Consider the following 22,464-nt stretch of genomic DNA (forward strand, 5'->3'; position numbering starts at 1 on the left):
AGCACTGGCCTAGGGCTGTGAGCGCGCAGGTTCACCGGGTTCGCTGGCCGCTGCGACCGCTGGACTGGTTGGATTACGGCCGGCAATGAGGTGTTCGGTCCGGGGCGTGCACGGTTCCCCCGCGATCCTGCGTCGGGAGGGCACATGCAGCGCGGTGAGGTCTGGTTGGCGGACTTTGACGAGCGGCGGCCGGTGGTACTGCTGTCAGGAGACGAAGCGTCCGGGTTCCGAGCGATGCAGGTCGTCGCTCCTGCGGGGACCGAGATCAGCGGTGTGGCCGTCGAAGTGGCAGTGGGGGCGCCCGAGGGGCTGCCTGTCGAGGGCGTCCTTCGAGTGGCGCTGCCACGTCCCGGTCTTGTCCCGTGCACTTGGCTGGTCACGCTGGCCAAGGAAGATCTGACCGAGAAGGTGGGAGTCTTGTCGTCAGCGAAGCTCGGCGAGATCGAGGACGCCCTCCGTGCCGGTGGACTCGAGCAGGCGGCGCGCTAGGCTGCTTGATCAGGCAACGAGCGGGGGCGGCTTCCCCAGCGAAGGCCCTTCTCGGCGTGCAGGGCCCGGGTCTGGATCGTGTGGTTCGGATGATGCGTGTTAGCCAGGGTGAACTGCCGCAGCGGCCGGAAGCGGGCCTCGACGCTAGCCCCCAAGTAGTGTCAAAACTTGGCGATATCACTCTCCGCCAGCACCGGGCGGTGTCGCCGCCGCTCGACAACCGGTGTCAGGACTCACCGATAAAGCCAGAAGCCGTCGGCAGGTGTCAGTCGGTATCCGCTCCTCGAGTTGGTTAGAGAGACACTTCTCACGGGCGTCGATACCGTTGACGCCGAGGACAGGCCCAGGTTCGGGGCAGGTGGACGGCATGGACAGGCCCATGCGCACCACCAGACCGTTCAGAGACACGCACAGGCTCGTCAGCACGCTGTGCCGGTGCGTCCTTGGAACCCGACTGATATGCCCGCACGCTGGCGTCACAGCGATCGAGGGAGACGCGGGATGAGCGGCGTGGGAGGCATCACCACCCTGGTTGTCCATGAGGGCGGCACGGCGGTGGTGGGCGTCTTCGGTGAACTGGACCAGTTCACCGGTCCGGAACTGTGCGCTGTCCTGGCTGAATGTCTGGATCAACGGCCGGTCCGGCTGCTGCTGGACCTGTCCGGAGTGTCGTTCTGCGACGCGGCCGGCCTCACGGCCTTGGTGGCGGCCAGAAACGGCGCCTTACAGGCCGGGGCGGAATTCGCTTTGACCGGCGTCCAGCCGGTTCTGTTTCGCGTGCTTGCGATCACGGGCCTCGACGCCGTGTTCGTACTGCGACCACAGCACGGTCCCGCTGCCAGTTCCAACCCTGCTTCCTGACACCCTGTCGGCGCTCACTCGAAAGCCGCCGCCGCCGAGCAGCGCCAGCGGCTGCGGACAGGTCAGCTGTGAGGGTTCGGACAGGCGGACGATACGGCCCTGCGCAACGACCGCTGTCGGCTCAGGGGCACTGGCCCCGCCATGCGTCCTAGCGCCTGAGCGGAGTCCGATTCACCGTTCGCTCAGGGAGCAGGCATGGGTGCAGGATCGCGGGGTATGCGCGCTGTCGTCGGCCGTTTCGGCAGGCAGCAGCGGTGAGATCGATCGTGGGAGGGTATCAGCATGGCGCCCAGCACGCTGGCAACGCACACCCGGACGGCCGAGTTGCCGGAGGTCGCCGATCCTTCCCAGGTGGCGCCCAAGGACGCTCGCGAGCTGTCCAAGCTCTTCTTCCAGCAGTTGGCGGTGCTGGAGGAGGGCACCGCGGAGTACAGCTACGCCCGTAACACGCTGATCGAGATGAACATGTCCCTGGTCCGCTACGCGGCCGGCCGGTTCCGCAGCCGGGGGCCGGAGGAGATGGAGGACATCGTCCAGGTCGGCATGATCGGCCTGATCAAGGCGATCGACCGGTTCGAGCTGTCGCGCGAGGTGGAGTTCACCTCCTTCGCCATCCCCTACGTCGTCGGGGAGATCAAGCGCTTCTTCCGCGACACGACCTGGGCCGTGCACGTGCCGCGCCGGCTGCAGGAGGCCCGCGTCCAGCTCGCCAAGGCGACCGAGGAGCTGCGCAGCCGTCTGGACCGTGATCCGACGGTCAAGGAGCTGGCGGAGCTGATGAGCCTGTCCGAGGAGGAGGTCCGCGAGGCCCGCTTGGCCTCGAACGGTTACAACTCCTCCTCCCTGGATGCCACGCTCAACGGGAGCGAGGATGGCGAGGCGGCGCTCCAGGACTTCATCGGAACCGAGGACACGGCTCTGGAGCTGGTGGAGGACTTCCACGCCCTCGCTCCCATGATCGCCGAGCTCGACGAGCGAGACCGGCAGCTCATTCACATGCGGTTCGTGGAGGAGCTCACCCAGGCCCAGATCGGTGAACGTCTGGGTGTTTCGCAGATGCACGTCTCGCGACTGCTGTCCCGGTGCCTGGCACGGCTGCGCGAAGGCATGCTCACGACCGGCTGAGCCTATTAGCGGTACCCCTCTTGATACCCGCCATGGCTGCGGCGGGCATCAGCCGTGCTCAGCTCGTCCGGCTGACGGGGTCAGACGGCAAGTGCGTCGCGCAGGGTCGGGTGGCAGGGGATGACCTCGGTGAGGCCGACGATCCCGAGGGTCTCGGAGACAGCGCGGCTCGGTGCAGCGAGTCGCAGCCGACCGCCAAGGCGCTGCGCCGCGTGATGAGAGGCGATGAGAGCATTGATGCCGCTGGAGTCCATGAAGGTGACGCCGCTGAGATCCACCACCGTCACCTGAGCGGCAGCGTCATCAGCGGTCAGGGCATCCAGCAGCTGCGGAGCACTGTCGAGATCGATCTCGCCGCACGCCGTGACCACCCGGACGCCACTGGTATGGCTCAGGTTGATCGACAGACGCGCATTTCCTGCAGAACGGTTATCCGCCACAGTCCCTCAGCAAGTGTCGGTGCCGCCGAACCCAGCACTTCCTCGATGTGGATCTGCTCGCGCATGGTACTGGTACTGCACCCGGATGGCCCTGCCACCCACAGGTACATGTTGCGCGTGCGCGGTACCCGCCCGGAGGAACGGCCTACGCGAGCGGGGCGGGAGTGACAGGACTGATGGGCGCGGACCCGGAACGCGAGTGTTGCCACGGACCGAACTCCACGGCGGTCGAGGAAACCATCGCGCTGTCGGGAGACGGCTCCTGCATCGTCGAAGCCCGTCACCGAACCGGCGCCTTCTTCACCGGGGACGCAGCCGCCAACCGTCCAACGAAGGTGACGGGGCACCTCGTTGGCTTGGCGCAGCTCGTGGTTAGCGATCGCTTCGATGGAAGCGACCAGCCGCCGCAAGACGGCCGGGACGCTCTCGCAGCCGGGGTCGGCAGGGTTCGCCTGCGAGAAATGGCGCACGGTCCAATGCGCCGGCACGTGAGTCGTCCTTCGCACGGGTGATGCGCCGATGCAGGCGCGTGCCGACAAGCGGGCTGCGGCCAACACCACGCAGGCTCCGGCCCGCTGTCAGCGGTCCAGGCGCCGCCAGCAGGTCTGCCCTGATCCGACTCCCAGCTCCAGCGGCAGGAGTTGCCAGGCGATGTCCTGGTGCAGGACGTACAGGATGCCCTGCAGACAGAGCCGATCACCCACTGGCCTCGGCCTCGGCGACCGCATCGGCCAGGGCGGCCGCAGCGGCTCGATCAGCGCCCACAAGTCATCGTCCACGATCCACGGCCGAGTCGTCACACCCGCCGAACGATCAGATCGTCACAACAGTCACGCTCGACCGGGACACCTCAGCAAGATCTCGGGGGGCTTGGACAGCCATGCGTCGTGGTCCGATTTCGCCACCCAGTCAGCTGGGCCCGCCGTGAGGTTACGGGCGTGAGGTGCGTGTCAGGCGTCCGCCGCGTACCGCCAGAACTCCCTGATCACCGGTGCCGGCACGGGACCCATCGCCGCTACCTGAGTCAGCAGGATGGTGACCGCACCCGTGGCCGGGATGACGTGCGCCGCTGTGCCCGTGCCGCCGACCCAGCCGTAACGGCCGGGCACATTCCACGGGTTGGACCGGTCGATGTCGACCGAGCCGCCGAAGCCCCAGCCCTGGCCCTCCAGGAACAGCCGGCCGATGTCGCGCTGGACCGGATTCGTATGGTCGGTGGTCATCATGCGGACGGAGTCGGCCGACAGCACCCGGCGGCCGTCGGCCGCCACCCCGCCGGCCAGCAACATCCGCCAGAAGGCCAGCCAGTCGTCGGCGGTCGAGGCCAGCCCGCCGTTGCCGAGCGGTAGCGCGGGCAGGCTCCTCCACTCGCCGTCCGGGCCGTCGGCGAGCTCCAGGCTGCCGTCGTCGCCTGGCCTGTAGAAGCTGGTGAACCGGCCCCGCTTGGCGGTCGGCACCTCGAAACCGGTGTCCACCATGCCCAGCGGCCCGAAGATCCGCTCCGTCAGGAACTCCGGCAGCGGCTGGCCGGTGACCCGCGAAATCAATACTCCCTGCAGGACGGAGCAGGTGTCGTACAGCCAGGCGGCGCCCGGCTGGTACAGCAGCGGGATGCGGCCGAGCGCCGCCACCCACTCGTCGGCCGGCGGGAAGCTGCTCGGCACCCGGCCGTCCTTTTGCACCGTGAACAACTCCTGCACCGCCGGCAGTGTGAAGTCGGAGGGGAATCCGTACCCGGCCTGGGAGGCCAGCACGTCGAATACGGTGATGGGCCGGTCGGCCGGCACCACGTCGTCCACCGGGCTCGCCGGCGTGCGTACGACCACCGGCTTCCCCAGCTCCGGCAGCCACATCCGGATCGGGTCGTCCAGTGCGATCGTGCCCTCCTCCACGAGGATCAGCAGTGCGGCGGCGGTGACGGACTTGGTGATCGAGGCGACCCGGACGATGGAGTCCCTCGCCATCGGGGCGCCGTCGCCGGCATCCTGTGCGCCGACGGCCGCCACCTCGATTTGGTCACCCCGGGCCACGAGGCCAACCGCTCCCGGCAGCGCACCCGCACCGATGTGGGCTTCGAGCAAGTCGTGCAGGGTCGTCACAAGGTCCGCCTTCCAGAAGATTGCTGTCGAAAACAGACTCCCGCAGGGGCCCGGAATCATCGGCCTCGGCTGGTCTGGTGGCCGGAGCCTTGCCAGGTGGAGGAGGTGGTGGTGCGCACCCTCGAAGAGGTGCCGGAGGGTGCCACGCACTGGTCGAAACAGGAGCTGGCCAATTGGGTGCTGATCTCGCCCACGAGCGTGCTGCGGATCTGGCGGGTGTTCGGGCTGCAGCCATGGCGCACGCAGAACTTCAAGATCTCTCCAGACCCGCTGCTGAACGACACACTGGCGTGGACCGCATCGCCCTGCCGTTCCGGCTCGGGGCAGGCAATGACCAGTGCGTCTTCACTCGTACCCCGCCACTGACGGCAGTTGATGAGCGGGCCCCGAGCACCGAGCGGTGAATCGGGGCACAGTCGGCCGGCGACTCCCGCCCGCGAAGAGTGCGTAGGCGAGAGTCTGCTGTAGCGGAGGCGCTGGCTGGGATTGCAACCCGTGCCGGCAAGGCCGCGCGTCGCCGCAGCAGCGGTCATGGTTCAGCGGCTCTCCCGGCGGTCGCCCACCCCGGGGAACCTCGCCGCTGCCCCATAGCACCTCTGCACGCCAAGACCTCACCCGATCGGCCTACACGGCGCCCGCGCCGATGTGCGGCGTACCCCGTTCGGCCGCATGGTGAGGGTGGCCAGGTTGCCGCCGAGCAGCAACTGTGATCGCTGCAGCAGGGAGGCGTCGTGACCGTGATAGCTCTGCTCGTCCCGGTGGTGCTCATCCTCATTCTGTTCGGGACGTCCGCTCTGGAAGACCTTCTGTTCCCGCCGCCTCGAGCACCCTCCCCGGAAGGGCAGACGGCGAGGCCGAATGATTGACGCTTTCAGCCCTGGCAGAGATGCAAGAAATTAGGAGCGCAATTCGCAAAGCGTGCCCATCTTCGGCGCGCGGACGCGGCAGTGGGGCCGGACACGTCGATCCCGGCCCCACTCAAGTCCGGCTGCGCCACGATCGGCTGCAGCCCCGCCCCAGCTCGCCGTCAACTGACCTGAACGGTGAGCGGCGAGGAGTGGAACGTACCCGACTTGGTCGCCACCCGCACCTGCTCGGTGCCCCTCTTGGTGAACGTGCGCTTGATCGTGTAGGTGCCGTTCTTGTTGACGACGGCGGTGGTCTTCAGCGTGGTCCACTTGCCGTTGTGCCTGTGCTGGAGCACCAGCGTGGAGCCGGCCTTGATGCCTTTGACCCGGCCGGTGAACACGACGGTGTTGCCCACCTTGACGGCCTTGTGGTTGGCCGAGACGGTGATCGAGCCCATGGTGGTCGGTGTCCGCGACGGCTTCACGCTCGGCATGCCGGTGCGGGTCATGGTGGGCTTGGGGGCCGGTGTCCCGGTCGCTGCGACCGCTCCGGCCGTACCGGTCGACAGCAGGGCGGCGGACAGGGCACCGGCGGCGAGCGCACGGGTGTGATGACTTCGGGTGACGCTCATGTGGGTCTCCTGGACTGGTCGGAGTTCCCCCCTGGGAGCGAGTCGGCCATTCGGGACGGCTCGCGCATCCAGGCTGGCCCGAGCATGGCGGAGCGGCATGTCCAAGCGAGTACCGAAACCGTTGAAATATTCATCAATTCCCACGAAGCCGCAGGTCGGTCAGCAATATGCCACCGCCCACTGCTAGCTCGCTTCCACCGTTCGTCACTGGAATGGCCGAATGCGAATACGTAGAGCGAGCACTGAGGGATCGCAGGGCTGGCCGGTACGGCCTGTGCGCACCAACCTGTTCCACGGGGCGCGCCGCGCCCGGCGGGCCACCCGCTCGGAGGTCTTTGCCGGGCGCGGGTCGACCGGGTCAGGTTTGCTGAGTTGGTGTCCGGCGGGCGGACGAAGACCGGCCCGGCCCTAGGGTGTGTCGTCAAATGATCTTCGGTCGTGGATCATGGTCGGGTGATACGTCGCCATGAACTGTCCGATGCAGAGTGGGCCTTCGTGGAGCCGTTGCTGCCTCGGTCTGAGCGGGGCCGCAGACGGCTGGACGACCGGACGGTCCTCAACGGGATCGTGTGGAAGTTTCGGACTGGCACGGCTTGGCGGGACGTGCCCGAGCGGTATGGCTCCTGGGCAACGCTGCACACCCGCTTCCGCCGGTGGGCCAGGGACGGCACCTTCGAGCGGATGCTTCGGGCCGCCCAGGCGAGGGCTGACGCGGCTGGGGACATCGAGTGGCTGGTGTCGGTCGACTCCACGATCGTCCGGGCCCACCAGCACGCGGCCGGAGCACGAAAAGGGGGCTCCGTGCTCCAGGGCTGGGCCGGTCCAGAGGCGGTCTGACCAGCAAGATCCACCTGGCCTGCGATGCTCTGGGCCGACCGCTCGCCTTCACCGTCACCGGAGGGAACACCAACGACTGCACCCAGTTCACCACCGTGATGGAGACGATCCGGGTGCCCCGGCTCGGGCCAGGAAGGCCCCGGACCCGACCCGACCACGTCGTGGGCGACAAGGGCTACAGCTCCAAGGCCATACGCACCTGGCTGCGGCGGCGTAACATCCGGCACACCATCCCGGAACGGTCCGACCAGGTCCGCAACCGGCTCCGACGCGGCAGTCACGGCGGACGCCCGCCGGCCTTCGACAAGCAGGTCTACAAGCGGCGCAACGTCGTCGAACGGTGCTTCAACCGCCTCAAGCAGTGGCGCGGCATCGCCACCCGCTACGACAAGACCGCCGAGTCCTACCAAGCAGCCATCACCCTCGCATCGCTCCTGATGTGGGCGTGACACTTTGACGACAACTCCTAGACGAGAAGAAGTCGTGTTCCAGCACAGCATCAGTCGTGAGCGTTGGACCGCTCGGGGGCACCGGGGTAGCCCGATGAGCGGTATGAGGGCTGCCTCAGCTTCTTCGACGTGCGCGGCCTCGTCTCTCGTCCGCTGAGAATCACGGTGGAGGCCACCACCCTATCCGGCGAGACCACGACCACGGTGTACGAGCGCGGCCTCGCCCGCCTCATTCACCATGAGCTCGACCACCTCGACGGGCTGCTGTACACCACGCGGATGCGCGACGGAGTCACCCCGATCCCGGTCGAGGAGTACCGGCAGACCGTCCGCGCCTGGGCCTACGAGTAAGCCACCTCCCCGAGACCGGTCGCCGAAGGGAGCACCGCGGCCGAGCGGCCACCGATCCCCGGGCCGAAAGCCTTCACCCCCCTCGTCGCCAAGCAGGTCCGGCGCCGCGTGCAATCGGGTGTCTCCGCTCGTCATGGCCCTCGCGACGGTGCAGTCTGGACTGCATGAATGTTCGGCGGCGCGAGGCCGGGGTGCGGAAGCCCTGGCAGTCGAAGCAGGCGCTGCTGGCGGTCCCGATCGTGCTCATCGTCGTGATCACGGCGGTGGACCAGCTCGTACCGGAAGACGTTCACCTCAGCCCGCTGCTGGTGGTCGCTCCGGCGATCACCATCGCCTTCGCGGGCCCGTGGCTGACCGCCCTGGTCGGCTTTCTGACCGTGGTGGCGCAGGCGTACATCGGCTGGCGCTTCAACGTGCTGATGACCCGCAACGTCTTGGTACAGATTCTCGCTCTTGCGGTGATGTCGGCCTTGGCGGTGCTCTTCTGCGTGGTGCGTGAGCGCCACCGCCGTCAGCTGGCGCGGGTGCGGACGGTCGCCGAGGCCACGCAGCACGTGCTGCTGTGGCCGCTGCCCGACCAGCTCGGAAGTGTGCAGGTCGCGGTGCTGTATCTGGCGGCTGACGACGAAGCCCAGATCGGCGGTGACCTGTATGCAGCCACTTCCACCGAGACCGGTGTCAGGATCATGATCGGTGACGTGCGCGGCAAGGGACTTCCGGCCATCGGCGAGGCCGCCCTGCTCATCGGGGCCTTCCGGGAGGCCGCTCATGAGCACGCCGGATTGCCGCAGCTGGCCGCCGCACTGGAACGCAGCGTCACCCGAAACCTGGCGAGCCTGGCTCCCGTGGAGGAGAACGAGGAGAGGTTCGCCACCGCGTTGCTGGTCGAGATCCCTGAGGAGGACGGCATCGCGCGCATCATCAGCTGCGGACACCCCCCACCGCTGTTGATCAGCGCGGACGGCGTCGTCCTGGTTCCGGTGAACCCCGCTCCCCCCTTGGGAACCGGCTCGCTCGGCCCTGTGACCTACACGGTTGACATGTTCTCCTTTCAACCCGGTGACACCCTGCTGCTCTACACCGATGGCGTCATCGAGGCACGGGGCACCGACGGTGGCTTCTATCCCTTCGTCGAGCGGGCTGCGCAGTGGACCGGCTACAGCCCCGAGAAGCTGGTGCACTTCCTTCGCTGTGATCTCCTCACCCACGCGGGCGGCCGTCTCGACGACGATGCGGCGGTGATCGCACTGTGCCGCTCTCGCAGCACGCACAGCCAGCACCTGGAGATGCGGAGGTGAAAGAAGGGCAGAGGCCCGCCGGCCAGCGCCAGGGCCGCTGCGGGCACGCAGCACGCGATGCACGCAGCCGCCCTGGCTTCGCCCTCGGAGAGCAGGCGAAGTACGGCCCATCGAGCCGTCATCCGGTGACATGCTTTCCGATCAATCCCACACTCGAAACGCTCGCCCACCGTGTCGTGACCGGTTCGGTTGAGCGGGTTCCGACTCCAATAGACCGGACCTATCCGCGCCGGGCGCGCTTACACCTGGTGGGGACGTCCTCCAGTAGCGAGGTCGGTGCCCTGCCGCTCCAGCTGCCGGCCGGGGCGGTACATCGGCGCAGATCTGCTCGGCACCCGTACGCTCTTCAGATCGTGCCGGGAATCAGACAGGAAAGTGGTCCGGGCGACCCGCGCCATGTCCGGATCGGTGGCGCAGAAGCTGTTCTTCAGCTCCTCACCCAGCTCGGGCTGCTCCGCATTCCCCATGATCACCGGAGTCATCGCAGCCGACCAGCCCAGGCAGTTCACCTCCAACGATGCCAGCAGCTCCTCGATATCTCGGCACTGAAACCGCCCCGGTAGCCGTCGTCGATACAGCGCGGGGACGGCCCCGCCATCGCCAGTGCGGCGATCCGCTCAGGAGCCATGTCGGCGGCCAGTACGCCGATCATCGCGCTGACGGAGTGTCCCACGAACACCGCATCGCGCAGGTCGAGTGCTTCGCACACGTCCACCGCGTCCTGCGCGTATCCGGCCAGGGAGGCGTACCGATCCTCCGAGAGCGCGGAGGGGATCGGCGCGGCCGGAACCCGCGTAGTCGAACAGCACGACCCAGTAGTCGTCGGTCAGGGCAGGGACCGTCAGCCGCCACATGGTCTGGTCGCAGCCGAAGCCGTGAGCCAGTACCACCGTTCGCCCCTGCGGGTTGCCGGTGACGGAGATGTTGTTCCTGCGGAGGATGTTTCCGTGGCCGTCACTCTTTCAGACCACGTCCCGTCTGACGTGGCTGCGTGTAGCACCTCCCGCCCTGCCCACGACCTTCGCAAGTCTGTGTGTGGATGCCTTCTACGCTTCCATGGCGCCTGCAGCCTCGATCGCGATACCAAGGTCCACCGGATCGAGGTAAAAATCGGGCTGCCGCACAGGAGAGTTATGAGGTTTGAACGACCGGGTATCACCCTTTTGGCGGATATTGCCCCAATTGGACATTGAAGCCCGCACAGCTCTGCGCCGCCACCGGTCATTCTTCGACCGCCTGCTCACCGCCTCACCAAACGAAGGAGGCCACCATGATCGCCCTCGGCATCATCCTGCTCATCGTCGGATTCCTCCTGCATATCGGCATCCTGTGGACGATCGGGATCATCCTGCTCGTCATCGGGCTCATCCTGTTCCTTCTCGGCTCCGTGGGACACGCCGTTGGCGGCCGACGCCACTACTGGTAGGCGCGTGAGGGCATACAACTCGACGACGCTGGTGCACCGGCTACTGGGGGCCGGGACGATCCGGCCGCTCAGTGCTAGGCAGCCGAACGGCGTGGTCCATTGCCTGCACGACGGGTCAGGCCCACCTTGTTCGGATGAATTCCTTGCCGGAGATCCTCCTGAAAGCCTGCGCCGGTGGCCTGTTCGTCGTGGCGTTCGCCCTGGTGGCTGAGGCCGTCCAGCCCAAACGGCTGGCCGGCATCTTCGCTGCGGCGCCCTCGGTGGCCTTGGCCAGTCTGATCCTGACCGTCGTGTTCAAAGGCAGCCATGACGCGTCGCTGGCAGCCCGCGGCATGATCGGCGGAGCGGTCGCGTTCACCGCCTACACCATCGTCGATGTGCCCGCCTTGGGCAGGCTAGGGGCACTGCGCGGCTCGGCGGCAGCGCTCGTGATGTGGCTCGCGCTGGCGGCCGCCGTCACCCTTGCGGTGGCACCATGAACGCCCCGCAACCCGACAAGAACGCGGAGAACACCGACCGGGTACGGCTGACGCCGGGCGCCGCGCGGCAGATGCCGCGCAAGGACCTGCTCATCCGCTTCGCCTTCGGGGCGGGCGTGTCCCTTCTCGCCGCGATCGTCTCCACGGTGTTCGGTCCATTCCCAGGCGGGGCATTCCTCGCCTTCCCCGCCATCCTGCTGGCGAGCCTCACCCTGGTGGCCAAGGAAGACGGCCTTCGCAGCGCTCGCGAAGACACCCGCGGAGCGACCCTGGGCACGCTCGGCCTGCTGGCGTTCTCCCTTCTCGCCACCACGCTGCTGCGCAGCCACTCGGCCTGGCTCGCCTTGACCGTGGCCACTGCCGCCTGGCTCGCGGTCTCACTCGCCGCTTACGCCCTCGCTCGCGCAGCGGGCAAGAGGCAGTGATGCTCCCGGACCGAACGCATCGCCGGTCCGTCCGGCTTCCGAGGTCCCAGCGAAGCAACCCGGAGCGGCATGGCGCCCAAGTCCACACGCACGCGGTGAACGACCGGCCAGTCATGCATTCCGCCCGCGTACGACCGGGGCGGCCTGTCCTATCGCCGGGAGGGCGGTTCCGCCCGCCGGGACTCAAGCCTGCTCGAGGCTCTCCCCGAATTCGTGTAGAGCCTGGTGGTTCCGGTTGGCCGCCAGTAGGTGCCCAACGAGGATCACCCCGGCGACCGGCCATTCGATCAAACCGGTCACCGTGAGTAGACCAACCCCGCCGAAGAACGCCAGCTGGTCCGGCGAAGCCGGTAGGGCGAACTCACCCACCAGCGGCAGGGTCAACCGAACAGTGCCGCGGTCGGCCGCATTGGCCTCCACCCCTCGGCCATCATGCCCGGACGGTGCCGAGCTACCGGTAGGTGGATTTCTCCGCGTCGTCGAGGAAGCGGTATCGGCAGCCATCGAACTACCTCCGGTCCATTCCGTCGCCATCGACACGAGTCCCCGGATCGCGCCGCCGCATGCGAGCGGTTGCGCGTACTGCCGGTCCGGGGATTCAGCGTGTAGGAGCTCGCGTTCACCGCCCCAGGGCTGCAAGCCGTTGGCCGAAAGTGCCGGCGTATACGCCTTCGACAAACCGACAAACCTTGCGGCTCGCCGTGACCAGCGTGCGGCCTTCGCTGTGGCGAACATGGTCGCGTCTGGCGGTCGACCCGAGGTCCACCTGCGCCAGCAACGCTCTCGCCCAAGGTCTGTGTCGACCTGATCCCGTCCCCCTCTCACAGATGCAGAGCCGGGCCGAACCTGCAGCCGCTCGTGCCCAGCCGCCGTGACCGACGAACTCCGACATGGGGGGTCGAGGGCCACCGGGGCGAGTAGCTGTGGGGCGTGCCGTTCGACGAGCCGGGTCAGGCGTTGGCTCAGCTCATTGATCTGCCCGGTGAGCTGTTCTGGAGAGGCAGGCCCTGCTCGCAGTCCGCTTTCCCCCAGCGGCCTGATCGTCCTTCCACGACGTGCCCTCCGCTCCCGGGCGTGCTCTGCCGGGCCGGGCGGGCAGTCATGGTGGCGTGCACCGCATCCGCACGAGACGACCGGGTACAGGGACGGCAGCGCGGATCGGGACGATCGGGAATCGGCCAGGGGCTACCCTTTATGCCCGTGGTCCCGGCAATCGTCCCTGGCCCTCCCACTTGAGGTATAGAGGTGTGCTCAGCGTGCAGGACGTCCGGATCGACCTGTCGGCCTTCGGTCTCAGTGAAGCAGCCCGGTGTACTGCCCAGTTGCGGACGTCCGTCGCGCGTGTGCCCACCCAGGACGCGGCGGCACAAGCGATCGCCGACTTCTTCTACGACAGTCTGGTCGACGGGCAGGCCGGACGCGCCTGTGCTGCGGTAGGCGTCTTCCTTGCCGGGCCTCGGGAGGCCGTCACCGCGGCTGGACGTCCATGGCGGCGTATGTTTCTGGCTGGCTTCCGTGGACCGTGCGCCCGCTCGCCCGGCGCGGAGGGTGCCAGCCCGACGAACGTGCCCGCGCTGTCGCCCGGCACCTTCGAGAAGGCGCCGTCGGTGTATCGGCTGCTCGAACGCCTAAGAGTCACGGCCGAGGACGCGAACGGCGAAGTACCTCCCGTGAGGGACGTCGACGTCTTCCACCTGCCCGCCAGCCAGGTGGACGGCCTGGAGGAACTTCTCCCGGGGCAGGATGTCCGTTCCACACTCGTCTTCGGGGGAACCCTGGCGCCGGGCGAGCGGTTCGCAGTGGTGCTGTTCTCCCGGGTTCCGCTGTCCGCCGAGGTCGCCACGCTGTTCCGCACTGTCACCGGCAGCACGCGCCTGGCACTGCTGTCCGCCGGGCAGCCGTCGCCCACCGTGGAGGCGGACGCGGCCCGTTTCGCCCTGGAGAGCATGGAGTATTTGGTCGAACAGCGGGCCGGGCACCTGCAGACGGTGGTGGCGCAGCTGCGTTCGGCCACGACGGAGCTGCGACGATCTCAGAAGGAGTTGGAGCGGCGGGAACACGAACTCCGCGAGGAGGCGGCGATCGTTGAGCTGCTGCAGGAGGCCGGCAGCCTCCTGGCGGCGGAACTCGACCTCGACGCGCTGGTCCAGCACGCGGTCGACGCCGCCACCCGTCTGGCCGGGGCGGCGTTCGGCGCCTTCTTCTACAACATCCTGGGCGAGACCGGAGAGTCGTACCTGCTCTATGTGATCTCCGGTGTTGACCGGTCGGCCTTCGACAAGTTCCCCATGCCGCGCAACACCCAGGTGTTCGAGCAGACCTTCCGGGGCTTCGGCGTGGTGCGGTCCGACGACATCACGCAGGACCCGCGGTACGGGCACAACGCACCGCACCACGGGATGCCGGAAGGGCACCTGCCGGTGCGGAGCTACCTGGCCGTTCCGGTGATGTCCCGAGGGACCGTGCTCGGCGGGTTCTTCTTCGGCCATCCCGTGCCGGGGATTTTCAAGGAACGACACGAGCGCCTGGTCACCGGCGTCGCCGCGCAGACCGCCGTGGCGCTGCAGAACGCGCAGACGTACCGCCAGGAACGGGAGGCGGCCACAGAACTGCAACGTCATTTGCTGCCGGCGCTGCCACGCGTCGACGGGGTGGCCAGTACGTGGCGATACCTGCCCGCCGCGCGGGATCGCGGTGCCGGCGGTGACTGGGTGGACCTCATACCGCTCCCGGACGGCGAAGTGGCGCTGGTCGTCGGCGACGTGATGGGCAAGGGTGTCAGAGCGGCGGCGGTCATGGGTCAGATCCGCACCACCTGCCGTGCCTACGCGCAGCTTGGTCTCGCTCCCGCCGACGTGCTGGAGCAGCTGAGCGTCCTGGTGGACGACATCGCCCCCGGCTCCATCGCCACCTGCGTCTACGCGGTGCTCGACACACGCCGGGACCGGCTGCGCGCGGCCGTCGCCGGGCACCTGCCACCGGCCCGGCGCGACCAGGAAGGCACCGTCACGTTCATGGACGAGCAGGTCGGACCGCCACTGGGCGTGGGCAGGCACCGCTACATGGAGCAGGAGGTCCCGCTGCCACCCGGAGCACGGTTGCTGCTGTACACGGACGGCCTGGTCGAACGCCGCGGACGCCCCATCGACGACGGCCTGCGGCAGCTGCGGGAGCTGTTGGCCGGGCCCGTGGGCGAGATCGAGGCGGACTGCGACTCGTGGCTGGACGCCCTGGCCGGCGGGCAGCACGACGACGACATCGCCCTGCTGTACCTGCACCGGCCGGAGGACGCGTCGCACCAGGTGGTGACGGTCGTACGGGACTACGCCCCGGTCTCCAGCGCCGTCCCCGACGCCCGCGACCTGGTGGCCGACGTCATGCGCCAGTGGGGTCTGCGGCATCTGGCGAACGACATGATGCTCATCGCGGATGAAATGGTCGCCAACGCCGTCCGCCACGCCAGGACACCGCTGCGCGTCGAGCTGCGGCGAGCCGGTGAACGTATCGTCCTGGAGGTCACGGACAGCAGCGCTGAGGAGCCGCGTCTCATCGTGTCCCAGCCCGGCGAGTTCGGGCACCGGGGCATATTCCTGATCGACGCCATCGCGACACGATGGGGCACCCGCTGGATCGACGGAGGGAAAGTGGTGTGGGCGGAGATCAAGACCTCGTGACGACTCACCCCGGCCGTTTCCTCGGCCGGCACAGGAACAACCAGCCGACCCGTTCACCCCGGACACGGAAGAGACGCCCTCGATGACCTCTGCCCCCGGCCCCGGGGCTCGCAAGCCCTCCGACAGCTCGCCACCGGTCGGCTCCCGGAGTATGGTCCCGCCCGGCCCGACGCTGAGCCTCGCTTCGCACCGCGGTCCACGACACACGGTCGTCGCCGTCGACGGCCCCATCGACTACCACAGCGCGCCCCAGCTGCTGGGACATCTCACCACCACCGAGATCCAGAATGTGCCCCTGCTGATCCTCGACCTGACCCGCGTGGACTTCTGCGACTCCAGCGCTTTGGGAGCCTTCGTCGACATCCACCGCCGCCGTGCGGCCGCGGGGCACCGGTTCGCGTTGATCGGTATACAACCCGAGGTCAGACGCATCCTCGAGCTCACCCGTCTCGCGTCCGTGCTGCCGCTGCATGAGACGGCCGAGGACGTACTCCCCGAAGACTGACTCCCCAATCGCCGGCGAGGAATGAAGGTCGCCGCCCAGCCGAGGGGCACGGCCGACAAAGGGGGTTGCCGCAGGTCGTCAGCATGCCGTGCGCCCGGCGCCTGATCTCCTCAGTGGGCAGCGGTGGCCGGCAGGTATCCGACTCCTCCGGACGCCGCGCCGGAGGCGTCGGCACGGCGAGCACCATGGTGAGTCCGCCGCCGGGCGTGTCCTCGGCGCGCAAGGCGCCGCCGGTGGCCTCGGTGAAGCCGCGGGCGACCGCGAGGCCGAGTCCGACACCGTTGCCGCGCGGGGAGTCTCCGTAGCGCCGCCAATCTGACTCAGAAGATGCAGGGCGCCCTGATGAGCCGGCTGATGGCCGCCGCGGCTACCAACGATACGGTCGCGGCCCAGCTCATCCGGGTCTTGGCCCCCCTTGACCAGATTGATGGGCAGCAGGCCCAGGCTTCGGGCCCCAGCTGATCTGAGGGCTTGGGCAGGGCCTCGTTCGTACCGAAGCAGTCACGAAAGACCTGCCGAGATCATCGGCGCGCGAGCGAGACGATTCCGGCGGAGACCTGCAAGCGACCTTCTCGGACGAGCCGCAGACAGCCGGAGCAGGAAATCGACGGTGCCGGATCAACGCGTGGCCCCGCCGAACCGGAAAGAGGCCCCCTGTGGGGGCCTCTTTCCGGTTCGCGGAGGTCAGTGCTTGAAGGCGTCCTTGGCCTTTTCCTTGGCTTCGCGGGCGTCCCCGGTGCTCTTCTCTGCCTGACCTTCGGCGGCCATACGGTCGTTTCCGACGGCGCCTCCCAGAGCCTCCTTGGCCTTACCCTTGGCCTGCTCGGTCTTCGCCTTCGCCTTCTCGTTGGCAGTCACAGAACAACGCCTCCTCGCAGCTTGGGGACCGCAGTCGCGGTAACCGGCTCGTGCCCCTGCTTCCCCTTGATAAACAAGGTCCTGATCTCGAATGCCGAGGAAAAGGCAGGGAAGACGGGCGGGCAGGAGGTCGATAACTATGGTTCCCCTGCTTCTGGTCCTGCTTCTCGCGGTCATCCTGTTCGGTGCCGGTTTCGCCGTCAAGATCCTTTGGTGGGTGGCCCTCGCCGTCCTGGTCGTGTGGCTGCTCGGTTTCGTCATGCGCTCCACCAGTGCCGGGGGTGGTCGCGGCCGCTGGTATCGATGGTGACCTGACCACCCATCACGGGATGATCTCGCGTCGGGTCTTGCCTTCCTGGGTGCGGCGTTCGTAGTACGCCTGGGTGCGGGGGTCGTGGCGCAGGCGGGTGAACACGATGCGGTGCAGGGCGGCGTTGGCCTGACGGTCGCCGCCGTGGTTGAGCCGTCGCGTGATTCGCCGCCCGGAGGAGTACTCGGTGGGGCTGACTCCGCAAAGGGCCGCAAAGGACGCCTCGGTGTTCAGTCGCTCGGGGTTGTCTCCCATGGTGATCAGGAGAGTGACGGCGCTGTCCGGACCGATGCCCACCGGTACGAGCAGCTGTGGGGCGTGACGTTCGACGAGCCCAGTTAGGCGCTGTTTCAGCTCGTCGATCTGTCCAGTGAGCTGCTCGATACGCTCGGCGAGCATGCGCAGCGTCATGTGGGTGGCCTGGGCCACCGCGTCCTCGTCTCCCCCACCAACGGGTGGGCTGAGGGTCGCGCAGGTGCGGAACAGCTCGGCATTGCCCAAGCTCGACAACCGTTCCCGCAAGGCGGGATCGGCGATGACCAGGACGGCCTTTAGCTGGTTGATCGCCTGGGTACGGGCCTTGACCGCGGAGTCCTTGGCCAGCTTGAAGATCCGAGCGCTGTGCACCGGACCATCACCGGACTTTGCGCGAGCCCGGGCGCGACCGCTGAGCACGGCCCGCGCGGCGGCCTGAGCGTCGAGCGGGTCCGACTTCCCCAGCAGCCGGCGGGCCGAGCGGTCGGGCCGGTTCACTTCATATACCTCGACCTGCTGCGCCAGCAGGTAGCGGGACAGGCCCGCGCCGAAGGTGCCGGTGCCCTCCACCCCGGCACGGCGCACCGTACCCCGCTTGCGGGCCCAGACAAGGAGCTGTCGGTAGCCGGCCGCCGTCGCGGGAAAGGACTCGGTTCCCAGGACCTTCCCGAGCGGGGAGATCACGGCGGCGACATGAACCTCGCCGTGCGTGTCCACGCCCAGGACGACCTCGCCCGGAACAGGAGGATCCGTGCTGGTGGAGGAGGTGCTGCGCTGTCTGGTCGTCATGGTGGTTCGCCTCCCGCGGGTGACGTGCTGGGTGGATGGCACCGGCCCGCTCGGGCGGTCTGAACCGTGATGGCGCCTAAATTCGGCAAGGCCCCTATGGGGACACGCCCCGTGGCTCGGTGGCAGGCAGCATCCCGCAACGGCAGTCGACAGGTCCGTGACTGGACACTTCGGTCATAGATCTCACGAGTCAGTGGCTGTTGTCGTTCCGAATCTGAGGGCGGCGTTTTCGCTGTTCAGGCATAGGGTCGGTGATTCGGCGGGAGTGGTGACGTGTCCTGTCGTCGCTCCCCGGGAGGTTGCAGATGCCGTCGGTCGTCGGACTGCTGAAACAGCACGAAATCGCCGCTCGCCGTCGAGTCGACGGGTTGCGTGAGGAAGCTGATCGCATCCAGGCCGAGCTGGCCGCGGCCGAGCAGGAATGGCAGGAGTGGGCGATCGCCCGCAGGCGGGTGGGCACCGTCCTGGCTCCGGACGATGGCAACATCCCTGGTCAAGAGGCTGTCCCCGGCCCACAGGGCGAGGACACGCATTCGGCGCCCGGGCAAGCAGCGAAACCGAAGTCGCAGGTGCCGGTGCGGCGTGAGGGGCTGGCCCGGTCGGTGCTGTCGGTGGACTACCAGCGCATCCTCACCGCGCTCGCGGACCGGCACCGGCTCCATCAAGGGCCGCTGACCTGCCAGGAGTTGGCCGTGACGTTCGGCCTGGACGCAGTGCCGGCCAATGTGGAGGCACTGCGGTCGAAGGCGAAACGCCTGGTCGCGCGCGGCTGGCTGGCCGAGAGGCAGCCGGGCCGGTTCACCCTCGCCCAGGGGCCATCCGGGCAAGACGGCGCGTCATGAGCAGGGTCATCGACCAGTAGACCATCGCCTCGGCGCTGGCGGTGCGCCGCTCGAAGTCGCGCACCAGACGGCGGGTGCGCATCAGGTGGGCGAAGAACCGCTCGACGATCCACCGCTTGGGCAGCACCACGAAGCCGCGCGTGGCGTCGCTGCGTTTCACGATCGCCACGACCAGAGCCAGTGTGGTGAGGCAGTGGGCGACGAGGCCGCCGGTGTAGCCGCCGTCGGCCCAGACCAGTTCCAGCCGGGCGTGCACGTCGGCGACCTGCCCGAGCAGCACCTGGGCGGCGATGCGGTCGCCGGTGTCCGCGGCGGTGACCATCACGCCCAGCAGCAGGCCGAGCGTGTCGACCACGACATGCCGCTTGCGGCCATTGATCAGCTTGCCGCCGTCGAAACCGCGGCTGTCCGATCCGACGACGGCATCCGCCTTGACGGACTGCGAATCGATCACGCCGGCCGTCGGCTCCGTATCCCGTCCCTCCCGCTCGCGGATCCGTGCGCGCAGCCGGTCGTGGAACTCCTTGACCAGCAGGTGGTCGCGCCAGCGGCGGAGGAACGCATAAGCCCGGTCCCACGGCGGGAAGTCGGCGGGCATCGCCCGCCACTTGATCCCGTTGTCGACCAGGTAGCGGATCGCATCGAGCATCGCCCGGTGGCAATACGCCTCGGGCTGCCCTCCCCGGCCCCGCATCCAGGCCGGCACCGGCAGCAGCGGGCGGACCACGGCCCACTCCGCGTCCGTCATGTCCGACGGATACCGCCGAACACGTTCCGGGTGATCGGCCGCATTTCCGAACCGGTGGGCGACACAATCACACGACGAAAACGTCGAGTTGAACTCCACCGGCGCGAGCACGTAGAACTGCGGCAACAGGGTCTCCTGGATCTCGGTCGGCTTCGCAACCCCGAGCTACCAAGAGGCCCTGCCTTCATGCCCGCAGCCAGCGGCGATCACCCGATCGAGACTCCCGTTCGACGCGCACCCCTCAAGATCGGAAAGACAACAGCGTCTAAGTAGACGGCGCTCATCGGATGCGGCTCGTCCATCTGGTCATCGGACAGGATGTGTCGCAGCGTGTCCGGGGCCGCGTGCACGAGGAACTCGGGGTCGGCCAGGAGGGTGTCAAGGTCTCCTGCCTCATGGGCATGGCGGGCGGCGTGCACGAGCAGATAGGGGTGGGCCGTCGCCCAGCCGCCCGGTGCGGCCCGGATTTCGGAGAGCAGACGCGCCCACACCGCGCGCGCATGCCGGGCTCCCGGCTCACTGCCGTCGGTGCCCTCCGCGCGCTCGGGACCGCCGGTGTCCACGGCGGCCGGGGAGTGCCAGGGCTCGGCCCGGAGGTGATCGGCCAGGCCCTGGTGGAAGAGGCGGTAGACCGTGTTGCCCTCATCGTCGACAGCGGTCCGCAGATAGAACCGTGCCGCTTCGAGCGCGGCGCGCACGTCTTCCAGTGTCAGCTCCTCCGGCGAGGGGGCCGGTGATTCCGGGTCCTCTGCTTCGAGGGCGTTCGGCGCCGGGCCGTCCGGGTCCGCCTGCGGAGCGAGGAAGACTTCTGTGACGAGCCGGACGATTTCCTCCGGCATGCCTTGGCCATACGCGAAGGCCAAGGCTGCCAGCACCGGGCGCAGCAACACGGCCCCGTCTCCGCGCTGGCGCAGGTCCATCTCCAGGACCTGCCCCAGCCCACGCGGCACCTCCGCCGCCAGCCGCCGGGCGTGTGCCACACTGGTGACGGGCGGACGGTCCAGAACGTGCCGGGCGTACAGTCCGGCTACCAGGAACTCGCCCCATCCCAGCCGCCGTCCGAACCGCGGGACGAGGACGTGCGCCGCCGTCCGGGCGATGGTGTCGGCGGCGGGCTCGCGCTCGGCCGAACCATACTCGGGCGTGGCGGTCAGCAGATCGCGCAGATACTTGTGGATCTCCTGACGTAGCCGGGGCCTTGGCACCCGGCCCAGGTCCACTACGCCGCCGCTGCGGCGGGCGCTCGCCAGCAGGGCGGTGAAGCGGCTGTCACGGCGCAGGCCCACGAGCAGCCGGACCACGGGCTGTTTGTCCGCGCGCCGCTCGCGGCTCAACTGAAGCAGCATATGGCCCAGTCGCTCGGGTTCCTCGGCCTCATCGATCGCATCGACGATCAGGACGGGTGGCCTATCGCGGTCGCGCAGAGCGTCTGCGAGACATTCCATGTCCCAGTGGGGGATGTCTGGTGGGGCCTCCGACAGCTTCCACTGGCGGGCCACCGCCGCGGCTACTTCGGTCACGGAGCGGTGCCGTGCGTGGACGACAGCGAGGTCGGGCACGGCGGGAATATTGGCGAAGCGCTGCCAGAGATGGCGTGTTTTCTGTCGGAGCTTCGGGTGGGCGGCACACACCACCACTCCCAGAAGGGCCGACTTACCGACCCCCGCCTTGCCCGTGACGACGCCCAGTGCTGACCTCCGCCCACTTTCGCGCAGCCACCGGCACAGTTTCTGCACTTCCTCCTCGCGTCCCTGGAAGTAGGCGACGTGCGCGGCGCTGGGCACCTGCTGCGCACCGGATGCCCTGCTGGCGAAGTGCACAACGTCGACGGCGTCGTCGAGCGCGGGCAGCAAGCGCTCCGGCTCCGGTTCGAGGCCGGGCGCCGTACCAGCGAAGGAGGTGACATCGACGGATTCGTCGAGGAGTGCGGTCAGATCGGGATCCAGCACCTGCCCGGAGCCGAGCTGGGCGCTGTAGCGCGGGTTGCGGAAGAAACGCAGGTGCGAGAGGTCGGTACCCATCGGGACCCACGAGGAATAGGCGTCCTGCGTCCAGCTGCCCTGCGCCAGCCGGGCGACCTCTTTGTTCACCTCGCGGCAGAACTTGTTCAGCGGGATGTACTGCAGCGATTCATGAACCCGCAGTCTCTCCTCGCTGAAGCGGCACAGGACGTTGACGACGGCGCGGGTCAGGCGGCCGTCGTACGCGGGCGAGTCGCCGGAACTCGCAGCGATCACCCAACCCTTGCGCCGCTCGACGCGTGCCAGGGCCTGCCATGCGTACGCCGCGGCACGCCCCGAGTAGCAGGTGTCGAGAATGAACAGGGTGCTGGGGCGGTCTTCGTGGTCCTCAACCCACTTGATCCACCCCTCGACGTCTGTGTCGGGCCGCCGCCCGTCTGCCCTAAGACGTACAGGCCGCCACTTCCCTCCTCGGCGAGCACGCCATGGGCGAGAAGGTGGACGATCAGGACGCCGTGCCTGCCTTTGACGGCACTGCGGATCGCGTCCTCAAGGGCCTCCGCCGTCATGGCGGGGCCGGCCGGGCCAGGAGGCGTCTCAACACACGTGTAGCCGAACCCCTCCAGGGTTTCTCGGAGGTCATGTGCGTAGGCCTCGGCGAAGTCCAGGCGGGGCAGCTCCTCCAACGACGGTTCTGCACCGGCATTCCCGCCGTACTCCGGAGAGAGGCCCAGTACCAGGGCGCCGCGCGTCAACTCCATCC

The 22,464-nt window shown here is 68.2% G+C and carries 21 protein-coding genes and 5 pseudogenes; 14 read left to right on the forward strand and 12 right to left on the reverse strand.

The features are described 5' to 3' along the window. Positions 1–144: 144 nt before the first annotated feature. A complete protein-coding gene (locus ACE4Q9_RS06345) occupies positions 145–489 on the forward strand; it encodes a type II toxin-antitoxin system PemK/MazF family toxin (RefSeq protein WP_397983235.1) in 345 nt (114 codons plus the stop codon). On the opposite strand, the pseudogene ACE4Q9_RS06350 reads toward ACE4Q9_RS06345, so the two are convergent. After that, positions 486–632: pseudogene (locus ACE4Q9_RS06350) on the reverse strand (IS630 family transposase); the annotation flags it as partial. The gene ACE4Q9_RS06345 and the pseudogene ACE4Q9_RS06350 sit on opposite strands and share 4 nt — an antisense overlap. A gap of 358 nt (positions 633–990) precedes the next feature. Here ACE4Q9_RS06350 and ACE4Q9_RS06355 point away from each other — a divergent pair. Both ACE4Q9_RS06355 and ACE4Q9_RS06360 read left to right on the forward strand, forming a co-directional pair. Beyond that, on the forward strand, positions 991–1,350 hold the full coding sequence (locus ACE4Q9_RS06355) for an STAS domain-containing protein (protein ID WP_397983236.1): 360 nt from the start codon (positions 991–993) through the stop codon (positions 1,348–1,350). Between the two features lie 282 nt (positions 1,351–1,632). Then, a complete protein-coding gene (locus ACE4Q9_RS06360) occupies positions 1,633–2,475 on the forward strand; it encodes an RNA polymerase sigma factor SigF (protein ID WP_397983237.1) in 843 nt (280 codons plus the stop codon). Between the two features lie 80 nt (positions 2,476–2,555). On the opposite strand, the gene ACE4Q9_RS06365 is transcribed toward ACE4Q9_RS06360, so the two are convergent. The 3 genes from ACE4Q9_RS06365 to ACE4Q9_RS06375 all read right to left on the reverse strand — a co-directional run bounded on the left by ACE4Q9_RS06365 (position 2,556) and on the right by ACE4Q9_RS06375 (position 5,014). Continuing rightward, positions 2,556–2,915, reverse strand: a complete 360-nt coding sequence (locus ACE4Q9_RS06365; protein WP_397983238.1) for an STAS domain-containing protein — start codon at positions 2,913–2,915, stop codon at positions 2,556–2,558. 578 nt (positions 2,916–3,493) lie between these two features. Next, positions 3,494–3,715 carry a transposase gene (locus tag ACE4Q9_RS06370; protein WP_397983239.1) on the reverse strand — a complete coding sequence of 74 codons (222 nt, stop codon included), beginning with the start codon at positions 3,713–3,715 and terminating at the stop codon, positions 3,494–3,496. A 150-nt stretch (positions 3,716–3,865) separates the two neighbouring features. Continuing rightward, on the reverse strand, positions 3,866–5,014 hold the full coding sequence (locus ACE4Q9_RS06375; protein WP_397983240.1) for a serine hydrolase domain-containing protein: 1,149 nt from the start codon (positions 5,012–5,014) through the stop codon (positions 3,866–3,868). Between the two features lie 96 nt (positions 5,015–5,110). Between ACE4Q9_RS06375 and ACE4Q9_RS06380 the strand changes: the two genes are divergently transcribed. Continuing rightward, positions 5,111–5,380: a hypothetical protein gene (locus tag ACE4Q9_RS06380; RefSeq protein WP_397983241.1), complete on the forward strand. Its 270-nt coding sequence runs from the start codon at positions 5,111–5,113 to the stop codon at positions 5,378–5,380. Between the two features lie 661 nt (positions 5,381–6,041). Here ACE4Q9_RS06380 and ACE4Q9_RS06385 read toward each other — a convergent pair. Next, positions 6,042–6,494 (reverse strand): hypothetical protein, encoded by a 453-nt coding sequence (locus ACE4Q9_RS06385; RefSeq protein ID WP_397983242.1) that lies wholly within the window; start codon positions 6,492–6,494, stop codon positions 6,042–6,044. A gap of 495 nt (positions 6,495–6,989) precedes the next feature. On the opposite strand from ACE4Q9_RS06385, the pseudogene ACE4Q9_RS06390 reads away from it, so the two are divergent. From ACE4Q9_RS06390 to ACE4Q9_RS06400, 3 genes and pseudogenes are all read left to right on the forward strand, one after another. After that, positions 6,990–7,780, forward strand: a pseudogene (locus ACE4Q9_RS06390) (IS5 family transposase). Positions 7,781–7,888: 108 nt separating this feature from the next. Continuing rightward, positions 7,889–8,131: pseudogene (locus ACE4Q9_RS06395) on the forward strand (peptide deformylase); the annotation flags it as partial. 164 nt (positions 8,132–8,295) lie between these two features. Continuing rightward, on the forward strand, positions 8,296–9,429 hold the full coding sequence (locus ACE4Q9_RS06400) for a PP2C family protein-serine/threonine phosphatase (RefSeq protein ID WP_397983243.1): 1,134 nt from the start codon (positions 8,296–8,298) through the stop codon (positions 9,427–9,429). 326 nt (positions 9,430–9,755) lie between these two features. Here the strand turns inward: ACE4Q9_RS06400 and ACE4Q9_RS06405 are convergent. Then, positions 9,756–10,370, reverse strand: a pseudogene (locus ACE4Q9_RS06405) (alpha/beta fold hydrolase); the annotation flags it as partial. A gap of 329 nt (positions 10,371–10,699) precedes the next feature. Here ACE4Q9_RS06405 and ACE4Q9_RS06410 point away from each other — a divergent pair. From ACE4Q9_RS06410 to ACE4Q9_RS06420, 3 genes are all read left to right on the forward strand, one after another. Beyond that, the gene (locus ACE4Q9_RS06410; protein WP_167528460.1) at positions 10,700–10,855 is read left to right on the forward strand and encodes a DUF6131 family protein; all 156 of its coding nucleotides are present in this window, start codon (positions 10,700–10,702) and stop codon (positions 10,853–10,855) included. A 134-nt stretch (positions 10,856–10,989) separates the two neighbouring features. Beyond that, positions 10,990–11,334 carry a DUF3147 family protein gene (locus tag ACE4Q9_RS06415; protein ID WP_397983244.1) on the forward strand — a complete coding sequence of 115 codons (345 nt, stop codon included), beginning with the start codon at positions 10,990–10,992 and terminating at the stop codon, positions 11,332–11,334. After that, positions 11,331–11,759: a DUF3147 family protein gene (locus ACE4Q9_RS06420; RefSeq protein WP_397983245.1), complete on the forward strand. Its 429-nt coding sequence runs from the start codon at positions 11,331–11,333 to the stop codon at positions 11,757–11,759. Before ACE4Q9_RS06415 ends, ACE4Q9_RS06420 begins: the two co-directional genes overlap by 4 nt. Before the next feature lie 183 nt (positions 11,760–11,942). Here the strand turns inward: ACE4Q9_RS06420 and ACE4Q9_RS06425 are convergent, their stop codons facing one another. After that, positions 11,943–12,179 carry a hypothetical protein gene (locus ACE4Q9_RS06425; RefSeq protein WP_397983246.1) on the reverse strand — a complete coding sequence of 79 codons (237 nt, stop codon included), beginning with the start codon at positions 12,177–12,179 and terminating at the stop codon, positions 11,943–11,945. A 1,145-nt stretch (positions 12,180–13,324) separates the two neighbouring features. Here ACE4Q9_RS06425 and ACE4Q9_RS06430 point away from each other — a divergent pair. Next, entirely contained in the window at positions 13,325–15,433 is a 2,109-nt protein-coding gene (locus ACE4Q9_RS06430; RefSeq protein WP_397983247.1) for a SpoIIE family protein phosphatase, read from the forward strand. 151 nt (positions 15,434–15,584) lie between these two features. Further along, positions 15,585–15,938 (forward strand): STAS domain-containing protein, encoded by a 354-nt coding sequence (locus ACE4Q9_RS06435; RefSeq protein WP_397983248.1) that lies wholly within the window; start codon positions 15,585–15,587, stop codon positions 15,936–15,938. 115 nt (positions 15,939–16,053) lie between these two features. Here the strand turns inward: ACE4Q9_RS06435 and ACE4Q9_RS06440 are convergent. Together ACE4Q9_RS06440 and ACE4Q9_RS06445 are read right to left on the reverse strand one after the other, a co-directional pair. After that, positions 16,054–16,251, reverse strand: a pseudogene (locus ACE4Q9_RS06440) (hypothetical protein); the annotation flags it as partial. A 371-nt stretch (positions 16,252–16,622) separates the two neighbouring features. Further along, positions 16,623–16,796 carry a CsbD family protein gene (locus ACE4Q9_RS06445; RefSeq protein WP_171151391.1) on the reverse strand — a complete coding sequence of 58 codons (174 nt, stop codon included), beginning with the start codon at positions 16,794–16,796 and terminating at the stop codon, positions 16,623–16,625. A 139-nt stretch (positions 16,797–16,935) separates the two neighbouring features. Here ACE4Q9_RS06445 and ACE4Q9_RS06450 point away from each other — a divergent pair, with 139 nt between their 5' ends. Next, a complete protein-coding gene (locus ACE4Q9_RS06450; RefSeq protein ID WP_055495969.1) occupies positions 16,936–17,106 on the forward strand; it encodes a hypothetical protein in 171 nt (56 codons plus the stop codon). Positions 17,107–17,118: 12 nt separating this feature from the next. Here the strand turns inward: ACE4Q9_RS06450 and ACE4Q9_RS06455 are convergent, their stop codons facing one another. After that, a complete protein-coding gene (locus ACE4Q9_RS06455) occupies positions 17,119–18,150 on the reverse strand; it encodes an IS110 family transposase (RefSeq protein WP_397983249.1) in 1,032 nt (343 codons plus the stop codon). A 305-nt stretch (positions 18,151–18,455) separates the two neighbouring features. Between ACE4Q9_RS06455 and ACE4Q9_RS06460 the strand changes: the two genes are divergently transcribed. After that, a complete protein-coding gene (locus tag ACE4Q9_RS06460; protein ID WP_397983166.1) occupies positions 18,456–18,992 on the forward strand; it encodes a hypothetical protein in 537 nt (178 codons plus the stop codon). Here ACE4Q9_RS06460 and ACE4Q9_RS06465 read toward each other — a convergent pair. Both ACE4Q9_RS06465 and ACE4Q9_RS06470 read right to left on the reverse strand, forming a co-directional pair. After that, positions 18,949–19,740 (reverse strand): IS5 family transposase, encoded by a 792-nt coding sequence (locus ACE4Q9_RS06465; protein WP_397983250.1) that lies wholly within the window; start codon positions 19,738–19,740, stop codon positions 18,949–18,951. The two genes, ACE4Q9_RS06460 and ACE4Q9_RS06465, sit on opposite strands and share 44 nt — an antisense overlap. A gap of 206 nt (positions 19,741–19,946) precedes the next feature. After that, positions 19,947–21,977, reverse strand: a complete 2,031-nt coding sequence (locus ACE4Q9_RS06470; RefSeq protein ID WP_397983251.1) for an AAA family ATPase — start codon at positions 21,975–21,977, stop codon at positions 19,947–19,949. Positions 21,978–22,464: the final 487 nt, after the last annotated feature.

Origin of the sequence: Streptomyces sp. AM6-12 (assembly GCF_044327085.1) — a bacterium.
Lineage (GTDB): Bacteria > Actinomycetota > Actinomycetes > Streptomycetales > Streptomycetaceae > Streptomyces.